This window comes from Cereibacter sp. Soil_C_27, assembly GCF_057657095.1.
In genome coordinates this window covers 1,137,074-1,149,560 of record NZ_JBDGJD010000001.1, presented here as the reverse complement: position 1 = coordinate 1,149,560, position 12,487 = coordinate 1,137,074, and the positions used below count along the sequence as shown (strand labels likewise).

Sequence of the window (12,487 nt, the reverse complement as noted above, 5' to 3'; positions counted from 1 at the left end):
AGATTTTTCCGCGCCCTATGGCCGAAGTGTCACACCACCCGCTGCCACCGGTTCCGCCTCGAGATAGTCATGCACATAGAGCTCGCGGAACAGCGTCATGAACAGGGCCGCGAGCGGTGTCGCCAGCGCCAGACCCATCAACCCGAACAGCACCCCGAACAGCAGCTGCGCCGAGATGATCAGCGCCGGCGGCAGCGACACGCGCTCCTGCTGGATCATCGGCGTGATGAGATAGCTCTCCAGCGTCTGCACCAGCAGATAGACCGCGACCACCATTCCCACGGCATGCATCCCGTCAGGCATCGCCAGCAGCAGCGCGGGGGCTGCGGCGATCACCGGGCCGATGTTGGGGATGAAGGCCAGCAGCGCCGCGATCACCCCGAGGATGAAGGCCAGCGGGATGCCCAGCAGCCAAAGCCCGAGCCATGTCAGAAGGCCAACCACCGTCATCGAGATCAGCTGCGCCCCGAGCCAGCTTGCGAGGGTGCGCCCCACGTCATCCATCACCTGCTCGCCCCGCGCCCGCAGCGAAGGCGCCAGCATCGCCCTCAGCCCGCGCCGGTAGAGCCCGGGATCGAGCGCCCCGTAGAGGCCGATGAACAGGATGATGACCGCATTGCCCAGCGCCCCGAAGGTCGAGGTGACTGCCGTCGCCACGCCCCCCGCCCCGCCCGAGAACAGCCGCGACGGCGTGAGCCGGCTCAGCAGCAGCTCGCCCCCCGCAATGGCGGAGATCCGGTCGTGCAGGTCGCGGAAGGACTTGGGCAGCTGCGAGGCCAGCTCGTCGAACTGCTGCATCGCCGCCGGGGCGAAGGCCACGAAGGCGCCGCCGAAGGCGAAGAGCAGGATCAGGATGAAGAGCCCGATGCTCCACCCGCGCGAAAGCCCGGTGAGCCGCGCCAGAAGATCGCCGCCCCCGCTCAGGAACACCGCGAACAGCAGCCCGGCAAAGATCACCAGCAGCACGTCGGCGGCGACGAGCGTCAGCAGGGTGAGCGTAAAGCCCAGCACGAAAAGGGAGGTCTGGCGCCGGGTCATCTTCTCTCCGTCATCTGCCGGGGCCAACGCGCCCGGTAGGCGGAGGGTTCCGGGCGGGTTCAGAGCCAAGCCGAGGAGGCCGACGCCCCTCCCGACCAGCCCCAAATCGACGGAATCGCCGCACCTTTCACGGCTCCCCGGAACCCCTTGCGCGCTTTCCTTTCGTTTCTGCGCGCTCGCCGCAGCCCGAACCGCATGCCTCGTCAATTTTCTCTGGCATTTCAGGCGCCCAGCCCGAAGGACGCTTTCGTTACAAACGCGCTTTTCTGTGAAAAAATTGTTACCTGAGCCAACTAGACAGCTTGCAAGAATCCGCGTCGCCCCGTTACCTGATTGTTACAAATGCCGCCACGGCAGGTCAGGGCGATCGGCGCGGAGAGAACGGCATCCTCTGTTATCCAATCGGGAGACTATCATGAGTGTGAAATACGGACTGGTCGCATCGGTCAGCATCCTGTCGATGCTGAGCGGCGTCGCGGCTTCGGCGCAGAGCATGGACGAGCTGGTGGCCGCCGCGAAGGCCGAAGGCATGCTGACCACCATCGCCCTGCCGCACAGCTGGTGCGGCTACGGCGAGGTCATCGCCGGCTTCAAGGCGAAATACCCCGAGATCACCGTGAACGAGCTGAACCCCGATGCGGGCTCGGCAGACGAGGTGGAGGCCGTGAAGGCCAACAAGGGCAACACCGGCCCGCAGGCGCCCGACGTCGTGGACGTGGGCCTAGCCTACGGCCCGGCGATGAAGGCCGAAGGCCTGCTGCAGCCCTACAAGGTCTCGACCTGGGACGAGATCCCCGAGAACATCAAGGACGCCGACGGCTACTGGTATGGCGACTACTACGGCGTCATGTCCTTCATCGTGAACAAGGATCTGGTCGAAACCGCGCCGACCGACTGGGCTGACCTCCTGAAGCCGGAATATGCCGGTCAGGTGGCGCTCGCGGGCGACCCGCGCGCCTCGAACCAGGCGATCCTGTCGGTGCTGGCCGCCGGTCTCAGCAAGGGTGCCGCGGCGGGCGAAGAAGCCGGCAAGGCCGGGCTCGAATACTTCGGCGAGATGAACACCGCAGGAAACTTCGTGCCGGTCATCGGCAAGGCCGGCACGCTGGCTCAGGGCGCCACCCCGATCACCGTGATGTGGGACTACAACGCCCTCGCCGCGCGTGACGAACTGGCCGGCAACCCGCCGGTCGAGATCGTCGTGCCGAAATCGGGCGTGCTCGCCGGCGTCTACGTGCAGGGCATCTCGGCCTATGCGCCGCATCCGAACGCCGCGAAGCTCTGGATGGAGTACATCTACAGCGACGAGGGCCAGAACCTCTGGCTGAAGGGCTACTGCCACCCGGCCCGCTTCAACGCCATGGTCAAGGACGGCAAGGTTCCGCAGGAGCTGATCGACGCCCTGCCGCCGGCCGCCTCCTACGAGGCTGCCTATTTCCCGACGCTGGAAGAGGTCGACGCCAACAAGGCCGCCGTCACTGCCGGCTGGGATCAGGTCGTCGGCGCCAACGTCCAGTAACGCGCCAAGCCTGTCCGCCGCCCCGGTCCCGTGCCGGGGCGGCTGTCTTTTCCCCAAGGACCGCCCCCATGCCAGAGCCCCTGCCCGGCCGGAAACGATGGCGCCTGCCGATGAACTGGCTCGGGCTGCTGCCTTTCCTGCTGTTTTCGCTGCTGTTCCTGATCCTGCCGACGATGCATATCGTCATCGGCGCCTTCCAGACCCGTGACGGCAGCTTCACGCTGCAGAACATCCGCGATCTGAATACCGGCACGATCCCCTCCTCCTACTGGATCTCGATCAAGGTCAGCTTCACCTCGGCGGTGCTCGGCTGCCTCATCGGCTTCGGCATGGCGGCCGCCGTGACCTTCGGCGCGGTGCCGAAATGGATCCGCGCGCCGCTCCTCACCTTCTCCGGCGTCGCGTCCAACTTCGCGGGCGTGCCTTTGGCCTTCGCCTTTCTCGCCACGCTCGGCCCCGCCGGTCTGGTGACGCTGTGGCTGCGGACCGAGTTCGGCATCGTGCTGAGCCGCGATCTCGGCTTCAACCTCCTGTCCTTCTGGGGCCTGACCATCACCTATCTCTTCTTCCAGATCCCGCTGATGATCCTGATCATCGCCCCGGCGCTGGAAGGGCTGAAGCGCGAGTGGCGCGAGGCGGCGTCGATCCTCGGGGCCAGCGGCTTCCAGTACTGGCGCATGGTCGCCTTCCCGATCCTCTTCCCCTCGCTTCTGGGCACGCTGGCACTGCTCTTCGCCAATGCCTTCGGCGCGGTCGCCACCGCCATCGCCCTCACCGGCTCGGCGCTCAACATCGTGCCGATCCAGCTCTATGCGCAGATCCGCGGCGACGTGCTGGGCAATCCGCATCTGGGCTATGCCATGGCCTTCGGCATGATCGTGGTCACCGCCGCCGCCAATGTCCTCTACATCTGGCTGCGCGCGCGGTCGGAAAGGTGGCTGAAATGAGCCTCTGGACCCGTCTCACCGGCTGGTTTGCCCTGCTCTTCGGTCTGGGCTACTTCGCCCTGCCGCTGATCGGCCTCACCGAATTCTCGCTGCGCGCCCGGCGCGGGGTCTATTCGCTCGACGCCTATGCCAAGGTGATCGCCGATCCCGAATTCCAGCAGACCTTCCTCTATTCGGTCAGCATGGCGCTGGTGACCATCGCCCTCGGCGTCTTCCTCGTGCTGCCCACCGCCTTCTGGGTCCGGCTGCGCCTGCCCGCCGCCCGGCCCTATGTCGAGTTCATCACCCTCCTGCCGCTGGTGATCCCGGCCATCGTCATCGTCTTCGGCTACATCCGGCTCTACAACACCTCGAGCTGGCTGCCGCTGACCGGCACCGTCATGGGCACCAACTTCCTCCTGGCCGCGGGCTATACCACCCTCGCCCTGCCCTACATGTATCGCGCCGTCGACACCGGCCTGCGCACGATCGACGTCGCCACCCTGACCGAGGCCGCCCAGAGCCTCGGCGCGGGCTGGACGACCATCCTCGGCCGGATCATCCTGCCCAACGTGCTGGTCGCGGTGCTGTCGGGCGCCTTCCTGACCTTTGCCATCGTCATCGGCGAGTTCACCCTCGCGGCCCTGCTCGACCGCCCCGCCTTCGGCCCCTACCTGCAGCGCATCGGCGCCAACAAGCCCTACGAGCCCTTCGCGCTGTCGGTCATCACCTTCGTCATCACCTGGGGCTGCATGGGGCTGATCCAGCTCGCCAACCGCTTCACCACCTATACGAAAGCGCCGCGCTGATGTCCTTTCTCGAAATATCCCATCTGGAGAAATCCTTCGGCCCGCTGCGCGTGGTGAAGGACTTCAACCTCAGCGTCGAGAAGGGCGAGTTCGTCTCGCTGCTCGGCCCCTCGGGCTGCGGCAAGACCACGGTGCTGCGCATGGTCGCCGGCTTCGAGACCCCCGACAGCGGCGCGATCCACATCGAGGGCAAGGACGTGGTCCGGCTCGGCCCCAATCCCCGCAAGATCGGCATGGTGTTCCAGGCCTATGCGCTGTTTCCCAACCTGACCGTCTCGCAGAACGTGGCCTTCGGGCTCAAGGTCGCGGGTGTCGGCAAGGCCGAGATCGCCGACCGGGTGAAGGAAATGCTCTCGCTGATCGGCCTGCACGATCTGGGCGACCGCTATCCGTTCCAGATGTCGGGCGGCCAGCAGCAGCGCGTGGCCCTCGCCCGCGCCCTCGCCGTGCGCCCGCGCGTGCTCCTGCTCGACGAGCCGCTCTCGGCGCTCGACGCCAAGATCCGCGTCAGCCTGCGCAGCCAGATCCGCGAGATCCAGCAGCGGCTCGGCATCACCACCATCTTCGTGACCCACGATCAGGAAGAGGCGCTGTCGATGTCGGACCGCATCGTGGTGATGAACGGCGGCATCGCCGAACAGGTCGGCACCCCCTTCGACATCTACAACAAGCCCACCACCAAGTTCGTCGCCAATTTCGTCGGCACGCTGAACACCTTCAGCGCCGACGTGACCGATGCGGCGGCGGGCCGGGTCTCGGTCGGCGGCACCCCGGTGCAGCTTCCAGCGGCGGTCGAGCCCGCCAAGGGCGACCGTATCGGTCTCGCCTTTCGTCCCGAGGCGCTGCATCTCGGCCGCGCCATCGGCCGCGAGGTGACGCTGCCCGCGGTGATCCGTGCGGTGAACTTCCACGGCTCGGTGATCCGCATCGAGGTGGAGGCCGCCGGAACCAAGGTGGCTCTCGATACCTTCAACCGGGCGGACACTCCGCCGCCGCAGGTCGGCGACGCTGCCGAAGTCAGCTTCTCCGCCCGCGACGTGATCGTATTGGAGTACTGACATGGCCGACGCCTTCGCCGATCTGCACGCCGCCGCCGCGGCTTTGGGCACCAAGCTCTTCACCGTCACCGTCCACGACCCCGAGGCGCATCTGTTCCGCCGCGCCTATACCTCACATCCGATCGACTACCCGACCTCCGGCACCAAGCCGATGGTCGAGGACGACTGGAGCCGGCTGGTGATCGGCGAGGGCAAGAGCTTCGTCGCCAACACCACCGCCGCCTTCGCACCCTATTTCCCGGATCACGAGCTGATCAACGCGCTCGGCTGCCATTCGGCGATGAACATCCCGATCAAGCGCGGCGATGGCGCGGTGGTCGGCACGGTGAACCTGCTCTCCGACGCCAACCACTTCACCTCCGAGAAAGCCGCCGCCTACGAGGCGCTGGTGGATGAAGCCACCCCCGCCCTGCTGCGCGCCATCGCCGCCATCCCGCTGGCCTGAGCCGCCCGAACCGGAACCGCGGCTTCATCTTCGCCCAAATATCCCCGCCGGAGGCTCTGCCAGAAGCCCCCGGCGCATCCTTCACTCCTCAGGCGGAATGACCCCCTTGCGCAGCAGGAAGCAGCCGTAGAACCGCCGCTCCCCGGTCTGGATCACCGCATAGGCCGCCTTCGCCTGCTCGTAGAAGGCGAAGCGCTCGACGGAGACCATCTCCCGCGCCCGCCCCTCGGCGGCGTCGATCTTCGCCTGCACCTCGATCTGCACCGCCGGCCGCTCCTCGGCCGCGCCGACGACTTCCATCCGCCCGGCGAAATCCTCGACGAAAGTGTCGAGCGGCAGCACCGAGAGCACAGCTTCCACCGCCTCGGCGGCGGTCAGGTTGTCCATCCGCAATAGCTCGCCGAAGGCGGTCTGCCGCGCGATGGCATCCGCCGGAAAGTTGGTGTCGGCAATCACCAGCACATCGCCATGCCCCATGGCACGCAGCGCATAGAGCACCTCGGCATTGAGCCGCGGATCGAGACCTTTGAGCATCCTGTCCTCCCCGAATTGATGCATCGAGACATGCACCAGATCCGCCCGGCGCACCAGATCCGGCAGGGCGCGGGCAAAATCCTTCACAAGGATTTTGCAAGGATCTTTCTCAAGATCCTTGCCCGTGACGACCTTGCGACCGCGTACCGGGTGCAACCCGGGGAAAAGCTCCCTAGACTGCGGAAAAGACGGAGGATGCCATGCCACTCACCCAGCGACATCTCGACCGCCCCGGCGGCGCCCGCCTCGGCTTCACCGAGCTCGGTTTCGGCGGCGCACCGATCGGCAATCTCTACCGCGCCATCTCCGACGGCGAGGCCGCCTCGGTGCTGGCCGAAGCCTGGGCCGGCGGCCTGCGCCATTTCGACACGGCGCCGCTCTACGGCCACGGGCTTTCCGAACGCCGCCTCGGCGCCTTCCTGCAGACGAGACCCCGCGACAGCTTCCTCGTCTCGACCAAGGTCGGCCGCCTGCTTGAGCCCCTGCCCCGCGGCACGCGGCAGAAGGAAGGCCCCTTCGTCGATGACGCGACGGAACACACGGTCTTCGACTACAGCTATGACGGGGTGATGCGCAGCTTCGAGGCCTCGCTGCAGCGGCTCGGGCTCGACCGGATCGACATCCTCTATGCCCATGACCTCGACAGCCGCGCCCATGGCTCCGAGGCGGCGCTGCAGGAGCGGCTTCACGCCTTCCTTGCCGGCGGCTACCGCGCGCTTCTCGCGCTGCGGGACCAAGGCGCGATCCGTGCCTTCGGCGCCGGGGTGAACGAGGTCGAACCCTGTCTCTGGCTGGCCGAGCGCGGCGATGTCGATCTCTTCCTGCTGGCGGGGCGCTACACGCTGCTCGACCAGACCGCGGGCGAGCGTTTCCTGCCGCTGGCGCAGGAGCGCGGCATCGGCGTGGTGATCGGCGCGCCCTACAATTCGGGCATCCTCGCCACCGGCGCCAAGCCGGGCGCGCCCTTCAACTACAGCGCCGCGCCGCAGCCGATCCTCGACCGGGTGGCGCAGATCCACACGATCTGCGATCGCTATGGCGTGCGGATGTTCGAGGCCGCCTTCCAGTTCCCGCTGCGCCATCCCGCCGTGCTCTCGGTGATCCCCGGGGTGCAGAGCGTGACCGAGATGAAGGGCAACCTGATCGCCGCCGAGGCGGAGATGCCTGCCGGTCTCTGGTCCGATCTCGAGGCCGCCGGTCTCCTGCACGAGCGCCTCGCCTGAAGATTGCGGGAAGGTGACAACTGGCATATTACCATATTACCAATTCCCAACTTCCGGTCCCGCCATGACAGCCGACGCGCTCCGCCTGCATCCCGAAGACAGTGTCCTGATCGCACTGAAGGACCTGCCGCCCGGCACGGCGCTCGAAGGCTGCGTCACCGCCGCCGCCATCCCGCGCGGCCACAAGATCGCCGCCCGGGCCCTGGCCGCAGGCGCGCTGGTGCGGCGCTACGGCCAGATCATCGGTCAGGCGACCCGGGACATCGCGGCGGGTGATCACGTCCACAGCCACAATCTCGGCATGGGCGGGCATGAGGAGCGGCACGAATTCGCCAGCGACATCCGCCCCCTGCCCGCGCCCGCAGCCCCGTGCAGCTTTCTGGGCTATCACCGCGCCGATGGCTCGGTCGGGACCCGCAACTACCTCGGCATCCTCACCTCGGTGAACTGCTCCGGCTCGGTCGCCCGCTTCATCGCCGAGGCCGCCGAGAAACCCGGCTGGCTCGAAGCCTTCCCGAATGTCGACGGGGTGGTGCCCATCGTGCATGGCACCGGCTGCGGCATGTCGGGCAAGGACGAAGGCTACGACACGCTGTTCCGCACCCTGCAGGGCTATGCCCGCAACCCGAATTTCGCGGGCATCCTGCTCGTCGGCCTCGGCTGCGAGGTCATGCAGATCCCCGACCTGATCGGGGCCGGGCGGATGCGGGCCGATGGCAACTTCCGCTACATGACCATCCAGCAAACCGGCGGCACCCGCAAGACCATCGAGCGCGGGCTCGAGGTGCTGCGCGAAATGGCCGAGGTGGCCAACCGCGCCACCCGGCAGCCCGCCGGGCTCGAGCATCTGGTGATCGGCATGCAATGCGGCGGCTCCGACGGCTATTCCGGCATCACCGCCAACCCGGCACTCGGCGTCGCCTCCGACCTCCTCGTCGCGCACGGCGGCACCACCATCCTGTCCGAGACCTCCGAGATCTACGGGGCCGAACACCTGCTCACCCGCCGCGCGGTGACCCCTGAGGTCGGGCAGAAGATCCTCGACCGGATCCGCTGGTGGGAGGACTACACCGCCCGCAACGGGGGCGAGATGGACAACAACCCTTCCCCCGGCAACAAGAAGGGCGGGCTGACCACCATCCTCGAGAAATCGCTCGGCGCCGTGGCCAAGGGCGGCACCGCGCCGCTGACCCAGGTCTACCGCTTTGCCGAGCCGATCACCGAGCGCGGCTTCGTCTTCATGGACAGCCCCGGCTACGACCCCTGCTCGGTGACCGGCCAGATCGCCTCGGGGGCCAACCTGATCGCCTTCACCACCGGGCGCGGCTCGGTTTCCGGCTACAAGCCGACGCCCTGCATCAAGCTCGCGACCAATTCCGAGATGTTCACCCGGCTGGCAGAGGACATGGACATCAACTGCGGCGATATCGTCACCGAGGGTGTGACGCTGGAGGCGAAGGGGCGCGAGATCTTCGAGCTCTTTCTGCGCGTGGCCTCGGGCGAGCAGACGAAGTCGGAGGAGTTGGGCTTCGGCGGGGCGGAATTCGTGCCGTGGCAGATGGGCGCGGTGATGTAGCCGCCCGGGGGTGCCGCCCTCGGGGGCATCGAGCCCCCTCGGACGGCGCTGCCGCGGCACGACCTTTGCGGTCGCGCGAGGTGGGGCATCAGTATCTGCGCCCGGAGGGGCGCATGGTCGCGGTGGCGGGGGCTTGACGGGCGGGCGCGGGGTGGGCCTTCTGGCGGGGCGGCGCCCTTGCCGCCGCTCTGGCTGGAGGCTCCCCGTGAAGATCAATGGCACCCCGTTCCGTTCCATCTGGGTCGAGGAGGGCGAGGTCCGCATCATCGACCAGCGCTGGCTTCCGCATGAGTTCCGCATCGTCTCCCTGCGGGAGCGGGGGGAGTTCGCCACGGCGATCCGTGACATGTGGGTGCGGGGGGCGCCGCTGATCGGGGCGACGGCGGCCTGGGGGATGGCGGTGCAGATGGCGGCGGACCCGTCGGATGCGTCGCTGGCCGAGACCTGGGAGGTGCTGCACGCGACGCGCCCCACGGCGATCAACCTCCGCTGGGCGCTCGACGAGATGCGGCGGGTGCTGGCGCCGCTCCCCCCGGCCGAGCGGGCGGCGGCGGCGGCGGGGCGGGCGGCGGCGATCTGCGACGAGGATGTGGAGATCAACCGGCGGATCGGGGTGGCGGGGCTGGAGATCATCACCCGGATCGCGGCGCGGAAGGCCGGGCCGGTCAATATCCTGACCCATTGCAACGCCGGCTGGCTTGCCACGGTGGATTGGGGGACGGCGACCTCGCCGATCTATCACGCGCTCGAGGCGGGGATCGGGGTGCATGTCTTCGTCGACGAGACCCGGCCGCGCAATCAGGGGGCGCTGCTCACGGCCTGGGAGATGGCCTCGCACGGGGTGAGCCACGAGCTGATCGTGGACAATGCCGGCGGGCATCTGATGCAGCATGGCGAGGTGGATCTGGTGATCGTGGGCACGGACCGGACCACGGCGAATGGCGACGTCTGCAACAAGATCGGCACCTATCTGAAGGCGCTGGCGGCCAAGGCGAACGGGGTGCCGTTCTATGTGGCGCTGCCCTCGCCCACCATCGACTGGACGGTGCGGGACGGGGTGCGGGAGATCCCGATCGAGGAGCGGTCGGGGGCAGAGGTGACGCATGTCCAGGGCAAGGACGGGTCGGGGCGGGTGATCTCGGTCCAGATCTCGCCGGACGGGACACCGGCGCGGAACCCGGCTTTCGACGTGACCCCGGCTTCGCTGGTGACGGGGCTGATCACCGAACGGGGGGTCTGCGCCGCCGAGCCGGGAGCGATGCGGGCGATGTTTCCCGAGGCGGGGGTGTGATTTTCACGCGTGAAAATGAGGGTAAGTGGTTGAAATTTATGTTTTATTTTTCAGATATTCACTAAATATTAGTGATTGAACCGCACATAGAGTGCCCGCGCAAAGCACCGTCTGAAAATAGTAGCGACAGGAAAGAAAATGAAGTTCTTGCCCCCTGAGGAAAGTGTCGATCTCTACAATCAAGGATTCAACGATGATATCCTCGACCGTGGCTCAGTAAGCAAGGCACTTTCAGAGGTGCTTGAACGAATAGAGGATCCACTTGTCGTGGCCCTCGACGGACGATGGGGAACTGGTAAGTCCCACTTTTTAAAGCGATGGGTAGGAGCGCATACACTACAAAACGGTGGAACGGCGACAACGCTCTATTTTGACGCATTCTCGCACGACTACCTTGATGATCCCCTAATCGCTCTTGTCGGTGCCTTGGCTGAGCGCCTACCCGCTGCAAGCAAACCGAACCTCGACAGAGTTAAGGCGGTTGCCTTGAAATTCTTCCGCCCAATCGCGCGCATTGGTTTATCTGTGGCATCGTTTGGAGCTACCGAAGCTTTAGGTGATTTGGGGGATGCAGTAGTAGAGTCGGCAAAAGGCGAAGCCGACGTGGCGCTACAGGGCTTTTGGCAAAGAGAGGAAGGTCGCCGTGCCGCAATGGAAGAATTTCGCTCGGCACTCACTGCTCTAATGACCGAAGGTGCAGGGCAAGAGCAACAGATTAAGCCATTTGTTATAGTCGTTGACGAGCTGGACAGGTGCCGCCCCGACTATGCATTGGAAATTCTTGAGATCATCAAACATTTCTTTAATGTGCCTCGGCTGCATTTCGTGATGGGAGTCAATCTTCTGGCATTGGAGAATAGTGTAAAGGCGCGCTATGGTGGTAGCATCGACGCGAAGGCATATCTTGGAAAGTTCATCAGCTTCAGCTGCAACCTACCTGAGCATGTCGGTAATGATAAACGCGTTTCTTCTGTCATAAAATATGCCGAGCATATGGGAAGGCTGATGGAGACGCCACCGCTTCTACTAGATACCCTGACTAATCACCTAAGACTCGTGTCGGCACTCCATCCAATAGCCATTCGGGATATTGGAAAAATGCTGTCTGCAATTTCTCTCTTGCCAGAAGCCGTTCTGAAGCAAGAATACCTATTTGGCTGGAACTGCGTATTAGCGACACTGATTGTCACAAAGACTTCTTTCCCAGATCTTTTCCCGAAGTTTCTTAACAGCACTGTCAGCAAAGTTGAACTGGAAAGTTACTTCGGTGCAACCCAACTAGTTCTAGCGCATTACCTGCAAAACGGGGATGCAAACCCCGACTATGACCATGCAAGGTACCTGCAGTTCACACTATGGCTTTATATAGTTCAAAAGGGAAAGATAGATGATCCTGACGAGGCCAAGCAATTTGGAAAGCTGTTTGATGTTTTTGGCAATGCCAGAAGCGTTTCCTCACTGCCGAGACGGATCCACGACGACTGGCTCAACATTATGCGAGTGACTTAAGATGGGTCGATCTGGAGGATTGTTTTACCCCCGCGTCCCCCGCATCAGCACCACCGCCGCGATCGAGAGCAGCAGGATGGCCGAGGCCTCCAGCACGATGTTCTGCGGGTCCATGTCCTTCCCCTGCAGCACGATCAGCCGGGCGAGCGCGGTGATGGCGATGAAGATTGGGTAGACGAAAGGCAGGCCCGTGCCCGTGTAGAAGACGGCGACCATGGCGATGACCTCGGTGTAGAGGAACATCAGGAGGATGTCGCCGAGGCCGACCGTGCGGTTCTCGAGGATCGAGCCGATCTCCACCGCGGTGGCGGCGAGGGTCATCAGGGCGACGAAGATCAGGAGACCATGCTCGACGAGGCTCAGGGCGCGGACCACGAGGGTCTTCTCGGGCGAGGCGAGCGGCGGCGGGAGCGGGTCGGGCACGGGATCGGGCGCGGGGTTTGGCATGGGCATTGTCCGCTGGCACTGGCACGGGAGAGAGCCTAGCCGGGACGGGACGCTGCGGCAACGGGTTTGCGGGGTGGCGACGCTGTGGGCCTGCGGGCGCCGCCGGGGGCGG

General features: G+C 65.4%; 12 protein-coding genes. 9 read left to right on the top strand and 3 right to left on the bottom strand.

Annotated features, from left to right (window positions below; translation table 11 throughout):
* Nucleotides 1-15: 15 nt before the first annotated feature.
* On the bottom strand, nucleotides 16-1,038 hold the full coding sequence (locus AC3A5Z_RS05675) for an AI-2E family transporter (protein WP_487518386.1): 1,023 nt from the start codon (nucleotides 1,036-1,038) through the stop codon (nucleotides 16-18).
* A 415-nt stretch (nucleotides 1,039-1,453) separates the two neighbouring features.
* On the opposite strand from AC3A5Z_RS05675, the gene AC3A5Z_RS05670 reads away from it, so the two are divergent.
* The 5 genes from AC3A5Z_RS05670 to AC3A5Z_RS05650 all read left to right on the top strand — a co-directional run bounded on the left by AC3A5Z_RS05670 (nucleotide 1,454) and on the right by AC3A5Z_RS05650 (nucleotide 5,795).
* Nucleotides 1,454-2,557 carry an ABC transporter substrate-binding protein gene (locus AC3A5Z_RS05670; RefSeq protein WP_487518385.1) on the top strand — a complete coding sequence of 368 codons (1,104 nt, stop codon included), beginning with the start codon at nucleotides 1,454-1,456 and terminating at the stop codon, nucleotides 2,555-2,557.
* A gap of 68 nt (nucleotides 2,558-2,625) precedes the next feature.
* Nucleotides 2,626-3,504, top strand: coding sequence for an ABC transporter permease (locus tag AC3A5Z_RS05665; RefSeq protein ID WP_487518384.1), 879 nt, complete (start codon nucleotides 2,626-2,628; stop codon nucleotides 3,502-3,504).
* The gene (locus AC3A5Z_RS05660; RefSeq protein ID WP_487518383.1) at nucleotides 3,501-4,292 is read left to right on the top strand and encodes an ABC transporter permease; all 792 of its coding nucleotides are present in this window, start codon (nucleotides 3,501-3,503) and stop codon (nucleotides 4,290-4,292) included. Before AC3A5Z_RS05665 ends, AC3A5Z_RS05660 begins: the two co-directional genes overlap by 4 nt.
* Entirely contained in the window at nucleotides 4,292-5,350 is a 1,059-nt protein-coding gene (locus AC3A5Z_RS05655; protein ID WP_487518382.1) for an ABC transporter ATP-binding protein, read from the top strand. The genes AC3A5Z_RS05660 and AC3A5Z_RS05655 overlap by 1 nt, the downstream gene beginning before the upstream one ends.
* A gap of 1 nt (nucleotide 5,351) precedes the next feature.
* Nucleotides 5,352-5,795, top strand: coding sequence for a GAF domain-containing protein (locus AC3A5Z_RS05650; protein ID WP_487518381.1), 444 nt, complete (start codon nucleotides 5,352-5,354; stop codon nucleotides 5,793-5,795).
* 81 nt (nucleotides 5,796-5,876) lie between these two features.
* On the opposite strand, the gene AC3A5Z_RS05645 is transcribed toward AC3A5Z_RS05650, so the two are convergent.
* A complete protein-coding gene (locus tag AC3A5Z_RS05645; RefSeq protein ID WP_487518380.1) occupies nucleotides 5,877-6,416 on the bottom strand; it encodes an RbsD/FucU family protein in 540 nt (179 codons plus the stop codon).
* Nucleotides 6,417-6,529: 113 nt separating this feature from the next.
* Between AC3A5Z_RS05645 and AC3A5Z_RS05640 the strand changes: the two genes are divergently transcribed.
* The 4 genes from AC3A5Z_RS05640 (at nucleotide 6,530) to AC3A5Z_RS05625 (ending at nucleotide 11,928) form a co-directional block, all read left to right on the top strand.
* Nucleotides 6,530-7,552, top strand: coding sequence for an aldo/keto reductase (locus AC3A5Z_RS05640; protein ID WP_487518379.1), 1,023 nt, complete (start codon nucleotides 6,530-6,532; stop codon nucleotides 7,550-7,552).
* Between the two features lie 64 nt (nucleotides 7,553-7,616).
* A complete protein-coding gene (locus AC3A5Z_RS05635; protein WP_487518378.1) occupies nucleotides 7,617-9,128 on the top strand; it encodes a UxaA family hydrolase in 1,512 nt (503 codons plus the stop codon).
* A 205-nt stretch (nucleotides 9,129-9,333) separates the two neighbouring features.
* Nucleotides 9,334-10,419 carry an S-methyl-5-thioribose-1-phosphate isomerase gene (gene mtnA, locus AC3A5Z_RS05630; protein WP_487518377.1) on the top strand — a complete coding sequence of 362 codons (1,086 nt, stop codon included), beginning with the start codon at nucleotides 9,334-9,336 and terminating at the stop codon, nucleotides 10,417-10,419.
* A gap of 138 nt (nucleotides 10,420-10,557) precedes the next feature.
* Nucleotides 10,558-11,928 (top strand): KAP family P-loop NTPase fold protein, encoded by a 1,371-nt coding sequence (locus AC3A5Z_RS05625; protein WP_487518376.1) that lies wholly within the window; start codon nucleotides 10,558-10,560, stop codon nucleotides 11,926-11,928.
* A gap of 24 nt (nucleotides 11,929-11,952) precedes the next feature.
* Here the strand turns inward: AC3A5Z_RS05625 and AC3A5Z_RS05620 are convergent, their stop codons facing one another.
* Nucleotides 11,953-12,375 (bottom strand): phosphate-starvation-inducible protein PsiE, encoded by a 423-nt coding sequence (locus AC3A5Z_RS05620; RefSeq protein WP_487518375.1) that lies wholly within the window; start codon nucleotides 12,373-12,375, stop codon nucleotides 11,953-11,955.
* Nucleotides 12,376-12,487: the final 112 nt, after the last annotated feature.

Excerpts from the sequence above, each read along its gene's own strand:
- AC3A5Z_RS05640 (WP_487518379.1), top strand. The coding sequence starts at position 6,530 with ATGCCACTCACCCAGCGACATCTCGACCGCCCCGGCGGCGCCCGCCTC.
- AC3A5Z_RS05625 (WP_487518376.1), top strand. The coding sequence starts at position 10,558 with ATGAAGTTCTTGCCCCCTGAGGAAAGTGTCGATCTCTACAATCAAGGA.
- AC3A5Z_RS05655 (WP_487518382.1), top strand. The coding sequence starts at position 4,292 with ATGTCCTTTCTCGAAATATCCCATCTGGAGAAATCCTTCGGCCCGCTG.
- AC3A5Z_RS05650 (WP_487518381.1), top strand. The coding sequence starts at position 5,352 with ATGGCCGACGCCTTCGCCGATCTGCACGCCGCCGCCGCGGCTTTGGGC.
- AC3A5Z_RS05670 (WP_487518385.1), top strand. The coding sequence starts at position 1,454 with ATGAGTGTGAAATACGGACTGGTCGCATCGGTCAGCATCCTGTCGATG.
- AC3A5Z_RS05665 (WP_487518384.1), top strand. The coding sequence starts at position 2,626 with ATGCCAGAGCCCCTGCCCGGCCGGAAACGATGGCGCCTGCCGATGAAC.
- AC3A5Z_RS05675 (WP_487518386.1), bottom strand. The coding sequence starts at position 1,038 with ATGACCCGGCGCCAGACCTCCCTTTTCGTGCTGGGCTTTACGCTCACC.
- AC3A5Z_RS05635 (WP_487518378.1), top strand. The coding sequence starts at position 7,617 with ATGACAGCCGACGCGCTCCGCCTGCATCCCGAAGACAGTGTCCTGATC.
- AC3A5Z_RS05620 (WP_487518375.1), bottom strand. The coding sequence starts at position 12,375 with ATGCCAAACCCCGCGCCCGATCCCGTGCCCGACCCGCTCCCGCCGCCG.
- AC3A5Z_RS05660 (WP_487518383.1), top strand. The coding sequence starts at position 3,501 with ATGAGCCTCTGGACCCGTCTCACCGGCTGGTTTGCCCTGCTCTTCGGT.